The sequence below is a fragment of the Noviherbaspirillum agri genome, assembly GCF_054780595.1.
In genome coordinates this window covers 31850-53271 of sequence record NZ_BAAGWA010000020.1, presented here as the reverse complement: position 1 = coordinate 53271, position 21422 = coordinate 31850, and the positions used below count along the sequence as shown (strand labels likewise).

General features: G+C 62.6%; 14 protein-coding genes. 5 read left to right on the top strand and 9 right to left on the bottom strand.

Translation table 11 applies throughout. From position 1 onward, the window contains the following. Positions 1-339: 339 nt before the first annotated feature. The 5 genes from ACYVIA_RS21070 to ACYVIA_RS21050 form a co-directional block, all read right to left on the bottom strand. Entirely contained in the window at positions 340-1416 is a 1077-nt protein-coding gene (locus ACYVIA_RS21070) for a BMP family ABC transporter substrate-binding protein (protein ID WP_460844147.1), read from the bottom strand. Positions 1417-1634: 218 nt separating this feature from the next. Continuing rightward, entirely contained in the window at positions 1635-2225 is a 591-nt protein-coding gene (locus ACYVIA_RS21065; RefSeq protein ID WP_460844146.1) for a c-type cytochrome, read from the bottom strand. A gap of 103 nt (positions 2226-2328) precedes the next feature. Beyond that, positions 2329-3255 carry an ABC transporter permease gene (locus ACYVIA_RS21060; RefSeq protein ID WP_460844158.1) on the bottom strand — a complete coding sequence of 309 codons (927 nt, stop codon included), beginning with the start codon at positions 3253-3255 and terminating at the stop codon, positions 2329-2331. After that, positions 3255-4316 (bottom strand): ABC transporter permease, encoded by a 1062-nt coding sequence (locus tag ACYVIA_RS21055; RefSeq protein WP_460844145.1) that lies wholly within the window; start codon positions 4314-4316, stop codon positions 3255-3257. The genes ACYVIA_RS21060 and ACYVIA_RS21055 overlap by 1 nt, the downstream gene beginning before the upstream one ends. Further along, positions 4309-5838 (bottom strand): ABC transporter ATP-binding protein, encoded by a 1530-nt coding sequence (locus ACYVIA_RS21050; protein ID WP_460844144.1) that lies wholly within the window; start codon positions 5836-5838, stop codon positions 4309-4311. Before ACYVIA_RS21050 ends, ACYVIA_RS21055 begins: the two co-directional genes overlap by 8 nt. A 289-nt stretch (positions 5839-6127) precedes the next feature. Between ACYVIA_RS21050 and ACYVIA_RS21045 the strand changes: the two genes are divergently transcribed. Together ACYVIA_RS21045 and ACYVIA_RS21040 are read left to right on the top strand one after the other, a co-directional pair. After that, a complete protein-coding gene (locus tag ACYVIA_RS21045; RefSeq protein ID WP_460844143.1) occupies positions 6128-7429 on the top strand; it encodes an NCS2 family permease in 1302 nt (433 codons plus the stop codon). Continuing rightward, a complete protein-coding gene (locus ACYVIA_RS21040) occupies positions 7429-7977 on the top strand; it encodes a hypothetical protein (RefSeq protein ID WP_460844142.1) in 549 nt (182 codons plus the stop codon). The genes ACYVIA_RS21045 and ACYVIA_RS21040 overlap by 1 nt, the downstream gene beginning before the upstream one ends. Positions 7978-7987: 10 nt before the next feature. Here the strand turns inward: ACYVIA_RS21040 and ACYVIA_RS21035 are convergent, their stop codons facing one another. The 3 genes from ACYVIA_RS21035 to ACYVIA_RS21025 form a co-directional block, all read right to left on the bottom strand. Further along, positions 7988-9295: an MFS transporter gene (locus tag ACYVIA_RS21035; RefSeq protein ID WP_460844141.1), complete on the bottom strand. Its 1308-nt coding sequence runs from the start codon at positions 9293-9295 to the stop codon at positions 7988-7990. Between the two features lie 162 nt (positions 9296-9457). Beyond that, on the bottom strand, positions 9458-12301 hold the full coding sequence (locus ACYVIA_RS21030) for an ATP-binding protein (protein WP_460844140.1): 2844 nt from the start codon (positions 12299-12301) through the stop codon (positions 9458-9460). Between the two features lie 220 nt (positions 12302-12521). Continuing rightward, complete coding sequence (locus ACYVIA_RS21025; RefSeq protein ID WP_460844139.1) at positions 12522-15068, bottom strand: PAS domain S-box protein; 2547 nt, start codon at positions 15066-15068, stop codon at positions 12522-12524. A gap of 251 nt (positions 15069-15319) precedes the next feature. On the opposite strand from ACYVIA_RS21025, the gene ACYVIA_RS21020 reads away from it, so the two are divergent. From ACYVIA_RS21020 to ACYVIA_RS21010, 3 genes are all read left to right on the top strand, one after another. Continuing rightward, positions 15320-15610 (top strand): GNAT family N-acetyltransferase, encoded by a 291-nt coding sequence (locus ACYVIA_RS21020; RefSeq protein WP_460844138.1) that lies wholly within the window; start codon positions 15320-15322, stop codon positions 15608-15610. A gap of 166 nt (positions 15611-15776) precedes the next feature. Further along, positions 15777-17105, top strand: a complete 1329-nt coding sequence (gene guaD, locus ACYVIA_RS21015; RefSeq protein ID WP_460844137.1) for a guanine deaminase — start codon at positions 15777-15779, stop codon at positions 17103-17105. 177 nt (positions 17106-17282) lie between these two features. Beyond that, a complete protein-coding gene (locus ACYVIA_RS21010; RefSeq protein ID WP_460844136.1) occupies positions 17283-18374 on the top strand; it encodes a porin in 1092 nt (363 codons plus the stop codon). A 234-nt stretch (positions 18375-18608) separates the two neighbouring features. Here ACYVIA_RS21010 and ACYVIA_RS21005 read toward each other — a convergent pair whose 3' ends face one another. Then, positions 18609-21422 (bottom strand): ATP-binding protein, encoded by a 2814-nt coding sequence (locus ACYVIA_RS21005; RefSeq protein ID WP_460844135.1) that lies wholly within the window; start codon positions 21420-21422, stop codon positions 18609-18611.

Sequence of the window (21422 nt, the reverse complement as noted above, 5' to 3'; positions counted from 1 at the left end):
ATCAGAACTTGGGGGTGCACGTTATGGTTTCAAGCACGTTCCCGGGCATCCGTGAACGCATGTGAATTGGAAGGCGCAAACCACACCGTCGAATTGCATCTTCAAACTGCATCTACCCTGCCCGATTCACATACTGTTTATTCATACAGTACGCTGAGTTTAACCTTTATTTGCAGGCCTTGCAGAAGATTTTTCGTCTGTTGCCATAGCGAAAACAGCAGGCATATCCGACCCTTTCCGCCGTGAATTTTCTTGCCAGAAAAGCAAAAAGGCCTGCATTTCTGCAGGCCCTTTCTCATGCGTGATACGGGATCGGGCGTGATCCCATCCGACGGTTGGTTATTTCCCCGGCAGTTTTCCGGAGACGCCTTCCACGTAGTAGTCCATCTTGTTCAGCGCGTCGTCGTTCAGCGAGCCCTTGTCGAGGCGGACCTTGCCTTCGTTGTCCTTGACCGGGGCATCAAACGGCGTGAGCTTGCCGCTGGCGATTTCTTTTTCCTTCGCGGCGATGAGCTGTTTCACATCAGCCGGGACGCTGGCATTGATCGCTTCGAGCTTGACCATGCCTTCCTTGATACCACCCCAGACGCCGCCGGACTTCCACTTCCCGTCCATGACGTCTTGCGCATGCTTGATGTAGAGCTTGTCCCAGTGGTGCGTGACTGCAGCGAGCTGCGCCTTGGCGCCGAACTTCTTCATGTCGGAGTGGTAGGACACCGCGTACTTGCCCTTCTCTTCCGCGGCCTGCACGATGGCGGTGGAGTCAGTATGGTGCGTAATGACGTCGGCGTTCTGGCCCATCAGCGTCAGCGCGGCATCGCGCTCCTTGCCCGGGTCGAACCAGCTGTTGACCCAGATGACCTTCACTTCGGCCTTCGGGTTCACGCTGCGCATGCCACGGGTGAAGGCGTTGATGCCCTGCAGGACTTCCGGGATCGGGAAGGCGCCGACATAGCCGGCGACATTGGTTTTGCTCATCTTGCCGGCGAGGACGCCTGCGAGGTAGCGAGCTTCATAGAAGCGGGCGTTGGCGGTGGCGACGTTCGGCGCGGTCTTGTAGCCAGTCAGGTGCACGAACTTCACGCCCGGGAATTGCTTTGCGACTTTCAGCGTCGGGTTCATGTAGCCGAAGGAGGTCGTGAAGATCAGCTTGTTGCCCTGCTGCGCGAGGTCGCGGATCACGCGCTCGGCATCGGCGCCTTCCGGCACGCTCTCGACAAACTTGGTCTTGATCTTTGCGCCGAAGGTCTTTTCCATCTCCTTGCGGGCGATGTCATGCTGCATGGTCCAGCCGGCGTCGCCGATCGGGCTGACATAGACAAAGCCGACATTCAGCGGCGCAGGATCGGCTGCAGCCGCGATCATGGGCAGCATGGCAAGGGCGGCAACGGCGCCGCGCAGGAAGCGTTTGGACATGTTTTCCTCTAGGTGGTACCCCACTATGCATCACCAGTCCGCGCTGCGTGGGAAAACAGCCGGACCACAAAAAACTAGAGCGGTTTGACAGCACATGCAAGGGAGTCGAGGTCGGGGTGAGAAGCGCAGCCGTACGTGATGTACGGCGAGCATCACAGACTCGAGATCGGCGCGGCCGGCGTAGGCCCCTTTCATGCGCTGGCGAATCGCTCTAACGCTCAGGGCAATTGCGACAGGTAGTCGGCAACCGCTTTCGTTTCCATCTCGCTCAGGCGGGAAGCGACCAGGTGCATGACGGCGTTGTCGTTGGTTCGTGCGCGCTGGTTGAAGTCCTTCAACTGCATCAGCAGGTAGCGCGAATTCTGTCCTGCCAGACGCGGCAGGGTCGTCGTGCCGTGGCCGTCGGCGCCATGGCAGTCCGCACAGGCCGGAACGCCCGACCAGCTGTTGCCCTTGCGGTAGATGTAGCGGCCGACAGCGAGCAGGTCCTCGTCGCTGACGCGGTGCTGCTTCGCCGGCTGGATACTGAACCAGGCAGCAAGGGCAGCGATCTCCTCATCGGGAAGCTCGGCGACCTGCGGTCCCATCGTATCGCTCTTGCGCCGGCCGGCCTTGAAGTCATGCAGCTGCTTGGCCAGGTATTCGCGATTCTGCCCGGCCAGCGACGGGAAGATCGGCGATGTGGACTGGCCCTTCGGCCCGTGACAGGAGGAACATTGCGAGGCCACCCGCTCCTCGACGTCCATCGCTGAAACACCGGCACACGCCAGTGAAAGCAGGGTCGCAAATGCCAGAAAACGGTACTTCATTGCATGCTCCTTTCCATTGTCAATCGTTGCCATATCCCAATCAAAACCGCGCGAATTTTACCTTGAGCATCGCAAAGCCGGAGCAGCGCCTGCTCAGAATTTTTCAGTCCGGATGAAAATTCTTGCCGAGCGACGCAGGCATGTTCAGCTTGATCCAGTTCGCATTACTGGAGATCAGGACCAGCACCACGATGGTGGCGAGATACGGCAGCATCGACAGCCATTGCGACGCGATCGCCACGCCCATGCCCTGCACATGGAAGGTCAGTATGGTGACGCCGCCGAACAGGTAGGCGCCGATCAGCACGCGCACCGGGCGCCAGGTCGCAAACGTGGTCAGTGCCAGTGCGATCCAGCCGCGGCCGGCGACCATGCCTTCCACCCACAAGGGCGTGTACACCAGCGACATGAACGCGCCGGCCAGTCCGCAGCAGGCGCCGCCGAACAGCAAGGCACCGAGCCGGATCGCCCGCACGTTGTAACCGAGCGCATGCGCCGACGATGGCGACTCGCCCACCGCGCGCAACACGAGACCAGCGCGGCTGCGGTACAGGAACCATGCAATCGCCGCACATAGCAGCAGCGACAGGTACACCATCGGATGCTGTTTGAACAACGCCGTGCCGAGGAAAGGAATGTCAGACAAAAACGGTAGCGCGAACTTCGGGTTTTCCAGGCTCTTGCCAACATAGCTGATGCCGATATAGGCCGATGCGCCGCCGCCGAACAGCGACAGTGCAAGGCCGGTCGCATACTGGTTGGTGCCGAGCCAGACCGTCATCAATGCAAAGAAGCCGGCCAGCAGCATGCCGGCGGCAGCACCGGCGACAAAGCCGAGCGCGACGCTATCGGTATTGACGGCGACGGCAAAGCCGACGACAGCCGCCATCAGCATCATGCCTTCCGCACCGAGGTTGACGACGCCGGATTTCTCGTTGATCAGCAGGCCGAGCGCGGCGAGCATCAGCGGCGTGCCGGCATTGATCGACGCGGCGATCAAGGGAGCCAACGTTAACGCAAATGAGTCCATCATTTACTCCAGCGAATCTTGTAGTGAATCAGCACGTCGCAGGCGAGCAGCGCGAACAGCAGGATGCCCTGGAACACGCCGGTGATCGCGTTCGGCATGCCCAGCCGTGACTGCGACAGCTCCCCGCCGATGTAGAACAGCGCCATGATGAAGCTCGAGAACACCACGCCGACCGGATGCAGGCGGCCGACGAAGGCGACGATGATCGCGGCGAAGCCGTAACCGGGCGACACCGACGGCGTCAGCTGCCCGATCGGGCCGATCACTTCCACCACGCCGGCCAGCCCGGCCAGTGCGCCGCACAGCAGCATCGACGTCCACAAGGCCTTGCGCGACGAGAAGCCGGCATAGCGCGCCGCGTGCGGCGCCATGCCGCCGACCTGCAGGCGGAAGCCGGCGAAGCTGCGCATCAGGAACACCCAGCCAATCAGCGACGCGGCCACCGCCATCACGATGCCCAGATGCAGGCGCGTGCCTTCGATGATCGTGGGCAGCAGGAAGCCGTCGGACAGCATGCGCGACTGAGGGAAGTTGAAGCCTTCGGGATCGCGCAGCGGGCCGTGCACCAGCAGGTTCAACAGCAGCTGCGCGACATACACCAGCATCAGCGACACGAGGATTTCATTGGCGTGGAAGCGGTCGCGCAGGAAGGCGGTGATCGCCGCCCATGCCATGCCGCCCGCCATGCCGGCGACGAGCATCAGCGTGATCATCAACGCACCGCCGCCCTCTCCCTGGTCGAAGTACAGGCCGACCGCGCCGCCGGCAACCGCGCCCAGCACAAGCTGGCCTTCGGCGCCGATGTTGAACACATTGGCGCGGAAGCAGATCGCCAGTCCTACCGCAATCATCAGCAGCGGCGCGACCTTCACGCCGACTTCCGCCCAGCCCTGCACATCCTTGATCGGCTCGATGAAGAAAATGGCAAGCCCCTCGATCGGATCCTTGTCGAGCGCGATGAACAGCACCACGCCGCAAATGACCGTCAGCGCCAGCGCCAGCACCGGCGACAGCCATGACATCAGCACCGACGGGCTGGGGCGCCTTTCTAACTTAAGCATGGGCATCCTCCTTCTGCGCAGGGGCACCGTCCCACAAGCCGCTCATCCACTGCCCGATCTGGTCGACGCTGGCCTGCGAACGCGCCACCGGCGGCGACACGCGCCCCTTGGCGATCACGATCAGGCGGTCGCAGATCTCAAACAGTTCTTCCAGTTCTTCCGACACCACCAGCAGCGCGCAACCGGCGTCGCGCAGCGCAACCAACTCGGCGCGGATCTGCGCGGCGGCACCCACGTCGACGCCCCAGGTCGGCTGCGACACGATCAGCACTTTCGGCTCGCGCACGACTTCGCGGCCGACGATGTATTTCTGCAAATTGCCGCCCGAGAGACTGCCTGCGGTAGCCTGCGGGCCCGGCGCCTTCACCTTGAAGCGGTCGATGATGGAGGCGGCCAGTCTGTTGATTGCGCCGTTCTTCACCATGCCGTGCGAGACGGTCGTCTCGTCCTGGTGCGACAGCAGGATGTTCTTCGCCAGCGACAGATCCGGCACCGCGCCACGGCCGAGTCGTTCTTCCGGCACGAAGCCCAGCCCCTTCTGGCGGCGGCGCGCGGCATTCATGCGGCCGATCGCTTCGCCGTTGAGCAGGATCGCATCGGCGGCGGCGCGCGGGTCTTCGCCGGACAAGGCCGACAGCAGCTCCTGCTGGCCGTTGCCGGAGACGCCGGCGATGCCGACGATCTCGCCGGCATGCAGGTCGAAACTGATGTCGGAGAGTTCGGTTGCATACGGATGTCGTTTTGATAAGGACAGCTTGCGCACGGACAGCACCTTGTCACCCGGTGTGCGTTCCGCTGCATGTACGGCCGGCGGTTCCGCGCCGATCATCATGCGCGACAGGCTTGCGGCGGTTTCTTCCATCGGATCGCACACGCCGGTCACCTTCCCGCCCCGCATCACCGTGCATTTGTGGCACAGGGTGCGGATCTCGTCGAGCTTGTGGCTGATGTAGAGAATGCTGCAGCCTTCGTCGGCCAGCTGGCGCAGCGTACCGAACAGCTTTTCCACCGCCTGCGGCGTCAGCACCGAGGTCGGCTCGTCGAGGATCAGCAGTTGCGGCTTGGCCAGCAGCGCACGCACGATTTCCACGCGCTGGCATTCGCCGACAGACAGCGTGTGCACATGGCGCTGCGGCTCGAGGTCGAGGCCGTACTGGCGCGCGGTCGTTTCGATACGCTTGCTCAGTTCATGGATGTCGGTATCGGGCGGCAGGCCGAGTGCGATGTTCTCGGCGACCGTCAGCGTGTCGAACAGCGAAAAATGCTGGAAAACCATCGCGATGCCGAGCTGGCGCGCGGCGGCGGGATTGGCGATGTGCACTTCCTTGCCGTTCCAGAAAACCTGTCCGGCATCCGGCTTGACCGCGCCGTAGATGATCTTCATCAGCGTCGACTTGCCGGCGCCGTTTTCGCCGAGGATGGAGTGGATTTCGCCCGGCAGTACCGTGAGGTCGATACTGTCGTTGGCAACCACCGAAGGGTACTTTTTGGTGATTTTGCTTAGTGTTAAGCGGGTGTCCATGTGAGGCTCATTGCGGCATCGCGCGGCGAGGAAATTAATGCTGCGACAAATAAATGCGCTATGTTAGTGGCTCTTGTTATCAATCCCGCGTTTCTTGTCGAAAAATATAGAAAAATTTTTGTGCTGGCACATATTTTTCTTGGGCGGTCAGCGGCACCGGCAAGCGCGGTACAGACAATCTCGGTATTTGTTTCATCAGCGCAGTATCTACACCGCAAAAACGGCATAATGCTGCCCTCGCCTCATCTTGGCTGACATGGGCCCTGCCCGGTTTTCAGGAGAATAAAAAATGCAATGGATGGAACGCTTCTTCAAGCTCAAGGAACACGGGACGGACGTACGTACCGAACTGCTCGCCGGTCTGACCACCTTCCTGACGATGGCCTACATCATCTTCGTCAATCCTTCCATCCTCGGTGACGCCGGCATGCCGAAGGACGCCGTGTTCGTCGCGACTTGCATCGCCGCCGCGCTCGGCAGCATGGTGATGGGACTGTATGCCAACTACCCGATTGCAATGGCCCCGGGCATGGGGCTCAACGCCTATTTTGCGTACAGCGTCGTCAAGGGCATGGGCTACAGCTGGGAAGCGGCACTGGGCGCCGTATGCATCTCCGGCATCCTGTTCGTGATCGTCAGCGTGCTGCGCATCCGCGAGATGATCATCAACGGCATTCCGCACTCGGTGCGCGCCGGCATCACCGCCGGCATCGGCCTGTTCCTGGCGATCATCTCGCTGAAGAATGCCGGCATCGTTGCACCGCATCCGGCCACTTACATCACGCTGGGCGACCTGCACAAGGCGCCGGCAGTGCTGGCGATCCTCGGCTTCTTCCTGATCGTCGCGCTCGATCGCCTGCGCGTGCGCGGTGCGATCCTGATCGGCATCGTCGTCGTCACCGTGCTGAGCTTTTTCTTCGCGGGCAATCAGTTCAACGGCATCGTCTCCGCACCGCCGTCAATCGCACCGACCGCCTTCAAGCTCGACCTGTCCGCGGCACTGTCCATCGGCATCCTGAACGTGGTGCTGGTCTTCTTCCTGGTGGAACTGTTTGACGCCACCGGCACGCTGATGGGCGTAGCCAACCGTGCCGGCCTGCTCAAGTCGGGCAAGATGGACCGGTTGAACAAGGCATTGCTGGCCGACAGCAGCGCGATTGTTGCCGGCTCCTTCCTCGGCACGTCGAGCACGACCGCCTACATCGAAAGCGCTTCCGGCGTGCAGGCAGGCGGGCGCACCGGCCTGACTGCCGTCGCCGTCGCGCTGCTGTTCCTCGCCTGCCTGTTCATCGCACCGCTGGCGGGCGCCGTGCCCGCCTACGCCACCGCGCCGGCGCTGCTGTTCGTCGCCTGCCTGATGATGCGCGACCTGGCCGACATCAAATGGGAGGACAGCGCCGAGAGCGTGCCGGCCGTGATTACCGCACTGATGATGCCGTTCACCTACTCGATCGCCAACGGCGTTGCATTCGGCTTCATTTCCTACGCCGGACTGAAGCTGTTCACAGGCCGCGCCAAGGAAGTGCCGGTCATCGTGTGGATCATCGCAGCGATCTTCATCTTCCGTTACGTGTACCTCGGCGCAGAGTGATGCTTACCCGGCCAGGCCAGGGCGCGCGAGCCAGTGCGTCCCTGCTGCGCGTAGCGGGCATCTGCGCTGTGCTGCTTGCAAGCGCACCGGCCGTAAGCGCCATGACGCTCGATGACATCTACGGTGGGATGGCGAAAGGCTGCACCTACGATCAGGAAGGCAACTACAAGCTCATCACCGCGTATGTCGATGAGCATTTGGGCGGCCCGAAGCTCACCCGCCCCGACGGCGGAAAGCGGCTGGCGCCATTCTTCGGGCGGGCAAAGCTGCGCACCCATGGAGAGTCCTACACCCTGACGATCCCTGTTTCCGGCGCCGCGCTCTATGACATCCCGGTTTCACAGATCGCGCCGTACCGGGGTATTGGCGCCGGTATCGCGGGCGTGGCAATCACATTTTCCGTTCCCGTTGACGAGGTCAAGACCCGGCTTGCGCATGCAGGCGTGAAGCTCGTACCGCATGACCATGGCTGGGGAGACATCATGCCGGAGCTGCAACCAGCACCGGACGGCAAACGCACGGAACTGGTCTGCGACCTGTCGATGTAGGACAGCCGTATCAGGATCCGGCGTGTGGCGCCGGCCTGGCCGCCGGTTGTTTGGCCAGTTTCGCAAAGTTGCGCATGACAAGCACCAGCGCCAACAGGCCGAGCATTCCCGACAGCAGGAAATGCCCTTCGTAGCCGAGACCTTTTGCCACCATCCCGCTTAGCGAGCCGACGACTCCGGCCAGCACCACCTGCGCGCATGCCTGCAAGGTGAAATCCGCGCCCTCGTGCTCCGGCCGGCATTGATTCATCATGACCGCAAACAGCGCGACGGTGGACATGCCGTCGGCAGCCTGTTCAAACAGGGCCACTGCGTACACTACGGCTGTGTCGCCGCCACTGTGCGTCAGCCACGCCATGGCGGCGATCCCCGCCGCTTGCAGGAAGCCGAACAGCAGCAGGGAGCGCAGTGCACCGAGCCGCGCATACAGCGCGCCACCGATCACGGCACCACCGACCCCGACGAGACTGCTGACCAGCGTGAGCCGGCCCAGCGCCATCGACGACCAGCCGAGGTCGACCAGCATGGGCTTGATCATCGGCGAGCCGATCGCATCGCCGATCTTGAACGTCAGCACCACCGCCAGCCAGCTGCCCATCGCCGGCATTGCAAGAAAGCCGCGGTAATGCCGCCACAGCAGGTGCGGCCCGGCAGGCTCCGCGAGCGCCGGCACGCGCGGCAGGCGGCGCTTTTCGGGAAACAGCAGCACGGGCAGCGTTGTCAGTGCGACCAGCGCTGCCACCATGCCGATTGAAGCGCCCCAGCCCCATCGCTCGACCACCAGCAGGAGCACGCTGCCGCTCACGATCATGCCGATCTTGTAGCCGCCGACCTGCAGGCTGTTGCCCAGCCCGCGCCAGCGCTCGGGCAGGAGCTTCACGGCAAGGCCGTCGGTTGCCACATCCTGCGTGGCCGCCGCCAGGTTCACCACGAGCAGCAAGCCCAGCAGCACCGGCAGATAGGTGCCGAACAAGGGCTGCGGCGGCAGGCTTGCGATCAGTACCAGCACCGAGAGCACGGTTGCCTGCAGCGGCAGGATCCAGCCGCGGTGATGCCCCCAGCGCGCCGAGGCAAGCCGGTCCACCCAAGGCGCCCAGATCACCTTCAGCACCCATGGCAGGGCGAGCAACTTCAGCATGCCGATGACGGCAAGGTCCACGCCGTTCTGCCGCATCAGGATCGGCAGGGCGTGCGCAATGAGCCCGGAAGGCAATCCCTGCGCGCAATAGAGGGCGGCAAGCAGCACGAGGGTACTGCCGCCCGGTGATGCGGAAGGGGCGCGGTTACCGAAGCGGGAATGTGAAGGGGCAGGCGTCATGCGCAAATGTGGTCACGGGATCCGGGGCGCCATTATGCGCCACTCGACCTCCGGCACGTACGGAATGGAGATGCCGATTGACTGCTGATCCATACTGACTGACAACATAAAGCGAAGGCCTCAAGCACCTTCCACATGACTCGTTGCGCATTACGCGCCGGCTCACTCGCCCGGGAATTCTCCCATTGCCGGCCTGCTTGCTTCGCAGGTCGCGGGTTGTTGTCCGCCCCGGGGGACGAGCGACTGCAGCGTGCCGATGAGCTCGTTGATATCGATGGGCTTGGCGACATAGGCATCCATGCCGGCCTCTGTTGCCCGCCTGCGGTCTGTTGCCATGGCATTGGCCGTCATCGCGATGATCGGCAGGTCATGCAGCTTCAGCTGCTGGCGAATGATCCTTGTCGCTTCGTAGCCGTCCATCACCGGCGTCTGGATGTCCATGAGCACGGCATCGAAACTGTCTGCCGACTCCTCCAGCATGTCCACCGCCGCGCGCCCGTCGCCGACGACCTTTACTGTCGCGCCGGCCTTGCGCAGGATCTGGCCGGCGACCTTCTGGTTGATGACGTTGTCTTCCACCAGCAGCACGCGCAGCCCCGCAAGGCGGCCGGCATGCGCGGCAACACCGGTGGCACCGGCGGTCGGAGATGGACATGCCGGCTGAACGGCCGCCTTCACCTTGCCGAAGCGGGCGGTAAAGAAGAAATTGCTGCCCTTGCCGAGCTGGCTGCTGAAGTCGAGCGCGCCGCCCATCAGCACCACGAGGCGATTGCTGATGGCCAGTCCGAGACCGGTGCCACCATAGCGACGGCTGGTCGAGTTGTCGCCCTGCGAGAACGCGTCGAAGATATGCGTATAGTGCTCCGGTGCGATGCCCACGCCGGTATCGCGCACCGAGAATTCCAGCGTCACCTCGGTGTCGGATTCGGCCAGCTTGCGCACCTGCACATCGACGCTGCCGCGCTCCGTAAATTTCACTGCATTTCCGGTCAGGTTCAGCAATACCTGCTGCAGCCGCAAGGGGTCGCCCAGCATGGCATGCGGCACGTCGGGGGCGGTACTGAAGGTCGTCGTGATTCCCTTGTCGCGGGCATTGGCGGACACGATCACGGACGTATTGCGCAACACCTCCTCGATCGAAAACTGCGTATTCTCCAGCTCCAGGCGCCCCGCCTCGATCTTCGAGAAATCCAGGATGTCGTTGAGGATGCCAAGCAGGGACTTGGCCGATACTTTGATGTCGGCGACGTAGCTGCGCTCCGTCTCGCCAAGCGCGGAGTCTTCCAGCAGGCTCGACAAGCCGAGGATCGCATTCATCGGCGTGCGGATTTCGTGGCTCATGTTCGCCACGAACTCACTCTTCATCCGGCTCGCTGCTTCCGCGCGGTCGCGGGCGCCGGCCATCTGCTCGTTCAGCTCCAGCAGGCGGACCTGCGTCTGCTTGAGTTCGGTCACATCGGAAATGAGGACATAGAATCCGAGGCACTTTCCCTCGCTGTCGATATCCGGAATGTAGCTGCACCAGGTAAAGCCGGGCTCGCCGGAGGGCCTGGTCATCGTGCGTTCAAAGAACTGCCGCGCGCCGCGCAGCACACCGGCCACGTGCGGCCGCAGGATGGCGAACACTTCCTCACCGACCAGCTCGGGCAAATGCATGCCGAGTATGTCGTCCTGCTTTCTGCGATACCAGTCGGCATACGGCTTGTTGGCGAACCGGCAACGCAGGTCCGCATCCCAATAGGACACCAGCCCTGGCAGGTTGTTCGTTACCGCCCGGATGAAGCGCTCACCCTCGCCGATGGTGGCCAAGGCTTTCTCGAGTTCCCGCGTGCGTTCGGACACCATGACTTCCAGCTGCTCGCGGTGCCGCTCCAGCTCCTCGCGCGCGGAGTCCCGCTCGTCAGTGCGCCGCGTCAGCAGGCTCGAGGTCGTCATCAGGGCGTTGGCCACCTCGGCGGCCTCCTTCAGGTCCACCTTCGGGGCAACCACATCGTCGCCTCTGCCCAAGGCCAATGCCGGCGCGGTAAGCGCGCGGACCGAGCGGGCGATCCGATCGCTGATGAAACCGGCACACACCAGTCCAAGCACAAACAGTCCGGCCATGCCGAGCGCCAGCACCGTCAGGTTGCGCAACAGTTCGTTTTCGAGCGTTGCGCGCGGAATGCCGATGCTGATCACCCAGTTGCTGACCGGGGCGCGTGTAAATACCGAATGCACCGGAATGCCATCCCTGGTAGTTGCTTCTATCGCGCCTTCAAGCTGCGAGAACACCTGGCTGACATACGCGTCCGAGCCCTTCTGCCCCACCAGCCGTTCGGCCGCCTGGCTGCGGGCGGCAATGGTGCCGCTTGCATCCAGGAACGTCATTATCCACTCCGGTGGCAGGCCGGGCTTTTGCATGATTGGCGTGAACTGTTCCGGCAGGATGCCGACGCTGAGGGCATATTGCACCTTGCCATCGAGGAGGACCGGCACGTCGACACTCATGATATGGCGGGAGACCACTTCGCCCCAGAAGAGATCGGATATCTGCGGCTTGCCCGTCTCGAATACGCGCTGCACCTGTATCGGGTTGCTATGGCGCGGCAGGGGCTGGCCGAACGGGCGGAGTGTATTGACATACTGCTGGCCGTTCGCATCGCTTAACACGATAGTGGCACCAGCCGAGACGGTGGCCATTACCTCGCGTGCCTGCCGATGGAAACGCGCGAAATCCTTTTCGGCAAGGGAGGGCGAGGCCGCGAGCGATTGCGCAACCGCCTGCGCGCGGACGAGGTGGCTATCAACCGTCTGCGCCAGCGCACGCGCCGTTTGCAGGGTATTTTTCTCCAGCTGTACACGGGCATCCCGGTAATGATGCAGGAATGACACTGTCGCGCCGATCAGCCCCGGCAGGAGGCAGGCAAGCACCAGCCCCACCAGGAAGGTACGCACCGACCAAAGCTTTTCGGCATCCCCTGGCCGGGGTGGTTTGATTTCAGGAGTTGCTCCAGGCGTGGATTCCATGCTGCCCTTGCCGCGGCGTGCGTACGCCAATTGACCCAGACTCCCCGCTTCGTACGCACGAGGGGGAAACCAACGGGATTTTACATGCCTTGCTGGCCTGATTGCCTTCGGAGCAGCCAACTAAATATCGGCGGCAAGGCCTATCACCAGGGACAGCCAAGGACAGCCCGAGAGCAACCGGCGCACTGTCATGAAGCAGGACGCCGCATGCCCCATCATGTCAGCCGTTCTCTAGATAAAAGGTGAAGTTGTCCTTGCTGCTGTGCTTGACACGATACATTGCTGCATCTGCATGCCGCAGCAGCGCTTCTTCATCCTGGCCGTCATCCGGGAATACGCACACCCCGACGCTGGCCGTCACCTTGTGCATCGCATCCGCCAGCATCACGGGAGCACGCAGCGCCGTCACCACCTTTTGTGCAATGGCCCGCAGCTGCTCCGAATCCCCCAGCTCCGGGATGATCACCACAAATTCGTCTCCGGCCAGGCGGGCAACGAAGTCGCTGGCGCGCACGCTGGCCGAAAGGCGCCTCGCCGCTTCCTTGAGCAGCAGATCCCCCGCCCCATGGCCAAAGCTGTCGTTGATCGCCTTGAAATGGTCGAGGTCGATGAACATCAGCGCAAACCGGCGGTCGTAGCGGCGCCCCTGCTCCACCTGGAATGCCAGCATCTGGTTGAACATCATCCGGTTCGGCAGGCCGGTCAGGATGTCGTGGCTGGCCAGATGCTGGATACGCTCTTCCGCCACCTTGCGCTCGGTGATGTCCTTGCCGGTGCCCCGGTAGCCGAGCAGGCGGCCGCTTGCATCCCTGACCGGCAGTCCGCTGATGCTCAGGTAGCGCGGCGATTGCTCGCCGGTGCAGGTCTTCAGCACGAATTCGCAGAACGGTTTGCCTTCGGCCAGCAGTCGCTGATGCGCCATCCACTGCGCGACGGTCACGCCGTCGAAGGGCAGTTCCCACAGCGTGCGACCCAGGTAGGCCCCGACCGCCATGCCGGTTTTTGCCTGTACATCGCCATTGATCTGGACAAAACGGTAACGTGCATCCTGCTCCCAGTACCAGTCGGACGACAGTTCGGTCAGGTCGCGGAAGCGCTCCTCGCTTTCCCGGATCGCCGCTTCCATTTCCCGGCGTGCCGTCACATCGCGCAGCATGCCGCGGAAGCCGACCGGCTCGCCCCAGTCGTTCCGGACCAGATGGATCGAGCCCTCGCAGCGGATGTTGGTGCCGTTGCGATGCAGCAGTTCCCAATCGATGCCCTTCTTGGTCCTGCCGGTGCGGAACACCTCATTGAAGTTGGCGAACACATGGCTGACTTCTTCCGGACGGTGACAGCGGGAGTAATTCATCCCGATGACCTCGTCCATCCTGTAGCCGAACATGCGGCAAAACGCCTCATTGCACATCAACAGCGTGCCGCCAAGGTCGACTTCGTAATAGGCTTCTTCGATATTCGCGAGGATGGAGCGGTGCTTCTCTTCACTCGCGCGCAGCGCTTCGACGGCGACTCGGCGCTCGATCTCGCGGTCGAAATTGTCGAGCGCAAAAACAATGTCTTCGGCCATGCGGCTGAGCAGCTGCACGATCTCGTCGTCAAAGGCATCCCGGTCGCGCGAGTACAGCAGCAGCACGCCCGCCGATTGTCCATCGCGCACCAGCGGCACCGCTGCCCCGGCGGCTGCGCGCTCCATGCCCAGCGCAGTGCGCCACGGCTGCATGCGCACATCGGACTCAAAGTCATTGATCACGCAGGCCTTCTGGCTGCGGTAGGCGGTGCCGACCAGGCCGCGTCCTTCCGGCTGGTTTTCGTCAAAGGAGATCCGTACGCTGCGCAGCGTATCGGCCCCGTCGCCAGCCACGGCGGCCACCGATGCCCAGCTGTCAGAGGTGTTCGGCACCAGCACCGACGCGGAGACGATCGGTCCGCCGCGTACGGCGACCGCACACACCTGGTTGAACAGCTCCTCGGGGCTGCGTGCATGGAGGATCGCCTCGTTGGTGCCGCTGATGGCGGCGTACATCTGCCCGAAACGCACGGCCGCTTCTTCGGCTTCCTTGCGCCGCGTGACGTCACGGCCGCTGGTGACGATCACCCAGCGCCCTTCGAAGCGCATCGCGCGCCGCTGCAGCTCGAACACATAGCTCTGCCCGTTCCTGTCTCGCGCCGCGGTTTCCTGGATCGTGCCTTTCGGCCCGGCTGCAATCACCTCGTCGAAATCGCGCTCGATCTCGTCCGGTTCCGCAAACAGGAAATCGTGCGGCCCCTTGGTCAGCAGCTCGTCATAGGTATAACCGGTGGCCCGGCAGGCGGTGGCATTGGCATCGATGATGCGCATGCTGTGGCGGTCGATCAGGAAGATCGGATCGCCGCACACGTCGATCGCCGCGCGAAAACGCCGGAATGCTTCCTGCTCGCTTTTTTGTGCAGTGATGTCGCGCATCAGGCCGTGATAGCCGGTAAACGTGCCATTGGCATCGAATACCGGCTCGCCCGATACGCTGACAAATCGCTGGCTGCCTGCATCGCACCATGACCATTCGAGGTCGCGGAATGTTTCATGGCGCACCACGAGTTCCTGCAGATGGCTCCATCCGCGCGAAACAGACACCATCGCAGGCACATCCCACGGCGCCTTTCCCAATGCATCCTCGATCGCGCCGGCACTGATGTCCCGGCATGCTTCCATGCGCTTGAACTGGGTGAAACGGCATTTGCGGTCCTGCTCCCAGTAAAGGTCTGCACAGAGTGCGATTAATTTGTTCATAAATACGGCTCCAGCCCTACCGCTGCGGCACCTGCATGCCGGCAGCTGCCGACGGGCACCTTCTTTGTATTGTTCGGTATCCAGCTTGTCTGTTTGCTACTGCCGCACTTGGGCACAGCAGCCGACTGTGAGACTTCTGGACGTTGCCACAAGGAAATAAAAAAAGCAATATCACTTGCCCGATGTAGAGGCATGCCTAAGCTGGCAGAATATCGGCTTCTTTCGGAACACGCTTACGGAGGTTCGACACCATGAGCCAGGCAGAACTACGGAACAATTCCCAGGCGCACCGCTACGAATTGCTCGACAATGGCAGCATCGTTGCCTTCGCCGACTATGAACTGGCCGGTGACGCCATCCGCTTCACCCACACGGAAGTCGTATCGGGCAATGAAGGCAAGGGCTTCGGCTCCTCGCTGGCGAAAAAGGCGCTGGACCATGCCTGCGCCGAAAACCGGAAACTGGTTCCGGTGTGCGAATTCATCGCCAGCTACATCGCGAAACATCCTGAATACCAGGACCGGGTCAAGTCAGAGAGTTAATCAGACCCGACAATCAGCCACGCAGTTGCACAGGCAATTAAGCAGGTAATTGCCCGGGCGCTGAACGATACAGCACAGCAAAAACCACTCGAAGGACTCCGCACGCCGTCGGCGCGGCGCGCCGGCAGCGTCGCGTGCCCGGCCTGCATAGACAGAAAAGCATCGCATGACATTTTCCCCAGCCCATCCCGGCACCCAGGGCTGCCAGGCTTATCGCGCCGGCATCCTCCATTTCACCGACGATCCCGCCTTCCACCACAATGCCCATCGCTGGCATGAGGACGGCCTGCTGATCGTCGAGGATGGACGCGTCCTCGCTGCCGGCGACTATGCGCAGTTGCGCGACAAACTGCCGGCCGGCGCAAAGCTGCACGATTACCGCGGCAAGCTCATCGTGCCCGGCTTCATCGACACGCATATCCACTATCCGCAGACCGACATCATTGCCTCGCCCGCGCCGGGTCTGCTGCCGTGGCTGGAGACCTATACCTTTCCGAACGAGCGCAAGTTTTCCGATCCGGCCTATGCACAGGAAGTCGCCACCTTCTTCCTCGACGAACTGGCGCGCTGCGGCACGACGACGGCGATGGTGTACTGCACCGTGCACCCGGAGTCGGTCGATGCCTTCTTCACCGAGAGCGACAAGCGCAACCTGCGCATGGTGGCAGGCAAGGTGCTGATGGACCGCCACTGCCCGGACTTCCTGTGCGACAGCGCCGAGGGTGGCGTGCGCGAGAGCGAACTACTCATCAACAAGTGGCACAAACGCGGCCGGCAGCTTTATGCGATCACGCCCCGCTTTGCGCCCACCTCGACCGAAGCGCAACTGCGGCTGGCCGGCGAACTGGCGCGCGCCTATCCGGACACCTTCCTGCAGACCCACGTTGCGGAAAACACTGACGAAGTGGCATGGGTGAAGTCGCTGTACCCGGATTCGCGCAGCTATCTCGATGTGTACGACCGCTTCGGCATGATGCGCCCGCGCGCGATGTATGCGCACTGCATCTGGCTCGACGACCATGATCGCGAGCGCATGCGCGAGACGCAATCGGCGGCGTCGATCTGCCCGACCTCCAACTTGTTCCTCGGTAGCGGCCTGTTTGATTTCGCGAAAGCGGATGCGGCGCAGATCCCGCTGTCGCTGGCCACTGACGTCGGCGGCGGCACGTCGTTCTCGATGCTGCAGACAATGAACGAAGTCCACAAGGTAGCGCGCATGGGCGGCACCCACCTGTCTGCACTGCGCATGTTTTATCTCGCAACGCTGGGCGGCGCGCGCAGCATGCAGCTCGACAGCGTGATTGGCGGTTTTTCGGCTGGCGCCGAGGCGGATTTTGTCGTGCTTGATCCGCAGGCGACTCCACTGCTCGCACGGCGCACTGTACGCAGCGGCAGCCTGGAAGAACTGCTGTTTGCCTTTGCACTGCTCGGCGATGATCGTGCTGTGGCAGCGACATACAGCGGCGGCCGCTGCATTCATGCGCGCGCACATTGAGCGCGGTTGAGAATGATTTCGCGGCGTACGTGAACCGGTTCAGCGCAGCGTTAACTGATTGACAAAAGAACCCGCAATTTTTATCAAAACGTGATGCCTGTGCTCCCCTTCAGGTGCAATGAAACGTAGAATGGCGACCGTTTTATTCACCCAACTGCATCTGAACAGGGAAATGTCATGCAACGTAACACCATCAATATGAAGAAACTGCTGCTGGCAACAACCATCGCCGGCGCAATGGCTGCAATGGCAGCACCGGCTGCCGCTCAGACCGGCGTCACCGTCAGCGGCCTGGTTGACGTATTCGCCGGCTCGTTGAAAAACGCGGGCGACACCGACCGCAAATCGGTTGTCGACAGCGGCGGCATGACGACTTCCTGGTTCGGGTTCAAGGGTACGGAAGACTTGGGTGGCGGTTTGAAGGCGCACTTCCTGCTGACCAGCTTCTTCCAGGCGGATACCGGCGTGCAGGGTCGCCCCTTCCCCGACACGCTGTTCTCCCGCGACGCCAACGTCGGCCTGTCCGGCAACTTCGGTGCAGTCTCGCTGGGTCGCGAACTGGCACCGCACTTCCTGCCGACGATCCTGTTCAATCCGTTCGGCGACTCGTACACGTTCGCTCCGTTGATCCTGCATGCGGACGTGCCGACCTTTAACAGCACGACCGACGCGCCAACGTGGTCCGGTTCGATTGCGGGAGATACCGGCTGGAGCAACTCCATCCGCTACACCACACCGAACATCGGCGGCATGACGGCCAACATCCACTACCAGTTCGGTGAAGTAGCGGGTGACACCGGCACCAACAACATCGGTGTCAACATGCTGTACTTCCGCGGTCCGTTCGCATTCACGGCGTTCTATCACAATGTTGATGTAGGAAACCCTCTCTGGGCCCCTGGTTCGTCGGTTGCGCACGGCACCGCCACCAACCAAAAGGCATGGATGCTCGGCGGCAGCTATGAACTCAGCATGGCCAAACTGTTTGCAACCTATGGCCAGACCAAGCATGACATCGACCTGGAAGACAAGACGATCTCCCTTGGTGCCAGCGTCCCGGTCGGACAGGGCAAGATCATGGCGGCGTGGGCACAAACCCGCCGCAGCGGCGTGGATTTTGGCGCAGAACAAAAGCGCAACACCACCTCGATCGGCTACGACTACAACCTGTCCAAGCGTACCGACCTGTATGCGGTCTACATGAACGACCGCATCACCGATCTCGACAGCGGCAACAGCTTCGGCCTCGGCATGCGTCACCGCTTCTGATCCGGCTTGCACCGGCATGCAGCAAAAAAGCCCGGCTTCGTACCGGGCTTTTTGTTTTCCGCTCCAGGTTCGTTAAGGCTACGCTGAACAAGTCCCGCGATGGCACGCGCCTGAATTCGGGATGGGACGCAAGGCGCAAACCGCAGCCATGGCGGGACCATGGCGAGGATGTGCAACGCCGCGGACCGCCCGAAGTCAGGATGCGTGGCGCGCGCGAACTTGTTCAGCGTAGCCTTAACCATTGGCGCGCTTTGCCTCGCCCGGCAGCGGACCGACCGTCTCGTCCAGCAACAGCAGGTTCAGCCGCTGCAGGTCGATCGGCTTGGTCAGGTGGTGATCAAAGCCCGCCGACAATGCGCGACGCCGGTCCTTGTCCTGCCCCCACCCCGTGATGGCGATCAGCATCGCGTCTGCGCCGCCGGTCAGGCCGCGGATGCGCCGCGCAACCTCGTTTCCATCCAGCCCGGGCATGCCGATGTCGAGCAATGCGACGTCAGGCAGGAAGCGCGCGAATTCGGCCAGTGCCGCGTCGCCATCATAGGCAACCCGCACCTCATGTCCCTGCAGGCGCAGGAACTCGGCCAGTGTTTCCGCCGCGTCGCGGTTATCGTCTGCAACGAGGATCTTGCGCACGCGTGAAAACTGCGGCGGCACCACGATGTCCGCCGGCACGCCGGGCGTGGCCGCGATGCGCATCGGCAGCCGGACGGTAAACCGGCTGCCCTGCCCCGGTCCCGCGCTGCTGGCGACGACCGACCCGCCATGCAGCTCGATCAGGCCTTTTGCCAGTGCAAGGCCGATACCCAGTCCGCCGCCGGAACGATCCTGGGTCGAGCGCACCTGCGTAAACATCTGGAAGATTTCGGTCAACGCCTCATGCCGGATGCCGATGCCGTTGTCCGACACGCGGATCAGCACTTCGCCGTCGGCCGCTTCCCCCTGCAGCTGAATGATGCCGCCGGGGTCCGTATATTTCGCGGCATTCGTCAGCAGATTGCCCACAACCTGCGCCAGCCTCAGCGGATCGGCTTCAAAACGCACGGGCTCCGGGGGCAGCTCGATCTTCAGCGCGTGCTTTTTCGCATCGATCAGCGGCCGTGCAGTCTCGACCGCGGCATCGATCACCGCCGCCAGCTCCACCGGTTCCTTGCGCAAGTGCAGCATGCCACGCGTGATACGCGACACATCGAGCAAGTCGTCGAGCAGCAATGACATATGGCGCACCTGGCGCTCGATCACGTCGTGGCTCCAGCGCTTCTGCTCTTCGGTCGCCAGCGGCGACTTCGATACCAGCGCCGCCTGCCGGATCGGCGCAAGCGGATTGCGCAGCTCATGCGCGAGCGTGGCGAGAAACTCATCCTTGCGCCGGTCGGCTTCCTGCAAGGATTGCTCATGCTGCTTGCGCTCGGTGACATCGGCAAACCAGATCGCCACCGAACCGACCAGCGGCGACGCCACCACATGGAACCAGCCGTCGATGCCGTGCGGCGTCGAATGCAGCTCGAATTCGCGCGTTTCCTCGGCATCCGCCACGGCGACAAAATGCTCGAAGAGCCCGGGCACGCCCCAGCTGCCCGGCAGCAACTCGTCGACGCGCCGGCCGATCAGGTGCTCGATCGGCCGCCACAGCACGCGCGCGGCAGCGAGATTGGCATAGGTCCAGCGGAAATTGATGATCTTGCCGTCGGGGTCGCGCACGGGGGTAAGTACGGTGAAGGGAACGGCCGACGAATCAAGCGCGACACGGAAGCGGCGCTCGCTCTCGATGGCGCTGGCCTGTGCCCGCGCCCGTTCGACGAACACTGCTGCCTTTCGGGCGCAGATGTCGGTAAGGCGGATTTCGCGCTCATCCGGTACATGCGGTTGCGGAAACTGCACGGAAATGGCGCCGAGCACCTTGCCGCCCGGCGTGATCAATGGCGCACTGTGCACCGCCCGAAAGCCCTGCTCACGCGCGAATTCGCGGCAGCCGGCCATGCCGGGATCGATTTCCGTATCCTCGACCACGACGCGGCGTTTCTCGGCATAGGCAAGGCCGCAGGCGGTCTTGCCGACAATCATTGACCGGAGCTGTTGCAAGGCCGAATCAGGAAAACCCACGCTCGCCACGACGACCAGCCCGTCCTGCCCCGGATCGTACAGCGAGAGCAGCCCTTTCCCGTTACCGTGAAGGCCGACGTGCACTTCCAGTATCGTCCGCAGCTGGCTCGACAGGTCGTCCAGTTCCAGCAATCGGCTGCTGAGCTCATGCAAGCGGTGCAGGTCCTCCACCTGTTGCGTGAGCATCGCTTGTGTTTCAGACAGCAGGTCGTCCATGCGCTTGCGCTCGGTGACGTCGACGGTTGCGCCACGCAGTCGCACCGCCCGCCCCTTGTGGTCCTTCTCGATATGCACCTTGCTCAGGAACCAGCGCTGCTGCCCGTCCGGCAGCACCATGTGGTGCTCATGCGAATAGCTTTCCACCCCTTCCTGCAGCTTTTGCTTGAGGACGTCCCGCGCCGCCTGCAAGTCTTCCGGGCGCAGGGGCGCATTCCACTCATCCAGCGCCAGCAGGCCGTTCTTGGTCTGCATGCCGGTCCGGCCGAACATGGCGGCCAGCGCCGTTGACGCAAAGATGGTGCGGGCCTCGAGATCGATTTCGAACATGCCAACGCCGGAGCTCTCCTGCACCAGTTGCAGGCGCTGCTCGACTTGCGCGGCGCGATGCGTCACCGACTGAAGCCGCGCACCAAGCACAGTCAGCACTGAACCAGCCAGCACATAAATCAGCACAGAGACCCGGTCCTGCGCGGCGGCGATCGCCGGTTCCCCCGTTGGCGGCAGCAGCAGCACACCATTGATTGCACCTATCGCCAGCACCACAAGCGCCGGCACGCGCCCGGCCAGCATCGCAATGAGCAGTACCGCCGGAAGGAAAAACAGGAAAGGAACGCGTGAGCCGACAAACGGCTGGATCAGCCATTGGAGCGCCACTGCTGCGACGCCGATTGCGGCGGCGAATGCAACGCGAACTGCGACAGAACGCTCCAGTAAAGATGCTGCAGCCAT